Below are 1,290 nucleotides of genomic sequence, written 5' to 3' on the forward strand. Positions count from 1 at the left end.
CGGCGTCACCGGCACGCCATGGCGGTGACAGGCGGCAAGCACGCGGATCAGTTCGGCCTCGTTCCTTGGCGTCACGATCAGATCGCCGGTGACATGGTCCAGTTGCTGCTTCAGCACCGGGCTGTACCAGTAGAAGTCACGGCTCTTCTGCTGGACGATGGCCGGGTTGTCGTCGACCTTGAGCCCGTCAAGATCGCGTTTGAGCGCCGAAACGTCCATTATCCCACCATCAGTTCGTCGAGTTCGGCATAGTCGGGCAATTGCCGGTCGATCGCCTTGCCGCCGCGCACCACGATGCGATCCGATTCGGGTCGCGAGAGCAATTCCGTCCAGCTTCGGCCTTTGAACACGATGAAATCGGCATCGCCGCCGGCGGCAAGCGTGCCGAAGCCATCAAGCCGCATCACCTTGGCCGGCGTCGCGGTGACCGCTTGCGGCCAGTCGGCGACCGGATGGTCCAAATGCAGGATGCGCGTCGCCATGCGGTAGACCTCCAGCATGTCGAGATCGCCATAGGCGTAGAAGGGATCACGCGTGTTGTCGGAAGCAACTGCCACCGGAATGCCCCTCGCCTTCATCTCGTGCAGCAGCGTCACACCGCGCCAGCGCGGCGTGGTTTGGTCGCCGCGCCGGTCCTGCAGATAGAGATTGCACATCGGCAGCGAGACGACGGCGAGCCCGGCCTTCGCCACTTTGTCCAGCGTATCGAGCACATCGAGGTCCGGCTGGCGCGCGAGCGAGCAGCAATGGCCGACGAGGATGTTGCCTTCGAAACCGCTCCAGAGAGCGGCTTCGGCGATCTTCTTCAGCGATATGGCGGAGATATCGTCGGTCTCGTCGGCATGGAAATCGAGATCGAGGCCATGCTTGATGGCTTGCGCGAAGACATGGTCGAGCAGTTCTTCGAGGTCCGGCACCATATAGGTGACGACACCGAGCACGCCCTTCGCCGCGGCAACCCTCTTTGCCAGCCTGTCGAACCACTTTTTGTCACGCACGCCTTCGATGCCGAGCAAACAGGCGCCCTGCAATTCGATACGGCCGCGCCATTCCTCGCGCATCGTCTCGAACACTGGCCAGGAGATTTCCTCCTGCGGCGCGACGCTGTCGATGTGGGTGCGCAGCGCCCTGGTGCCATGCGCGTAGGCGCAGCGCAGTGAAAAATCCATCCGCCGTGCCAAATCCTCGGCCCTCCAGCGTGCCACGCGATCGGCACCGGCGGCATTCAACGCGCCCAAGAACGTGCCGTCAGGATTGGGCTTTCGCGGCCAGATATGGCCCTTGTCGATA

The 1,290-nt window shown here is 62.9% G+C and carries 1 protein-coding gene and 1 pseudogene; both read right to left on the bottom strand.

The window, feature by feature from the left end; genetic code table 11:
- Positions 1 to 219: pseudogene (locus tag EN750_RS34775) on the bottom strand (FAD-binding oxidoreductase); the annotation flags it as partial.
- Positions 219 to 1,290, bottom strand: a 1,072-nt coding sequence (locus tag EN750_RS34780; protein ID WP_127399305.1) for a cytosine deaminase, incomplete at its 5' end; no start/stop codon positions are given. The pseudogene EN750_RS34775 and the gene EN750_RS34780, both read right to left, overlap by 1 nt.

This window comes from Mesorhizobium sp. M7A.F.Ca.ET.027.03.2.1 (assembly GCF_003999175.1).
Classification (GTDB): domain Bacteria; phylum Pseudomonadota; class Alphaproteobacteria; order Rhizobiales; family Rhizobiaceae; genus Mesorhizobium.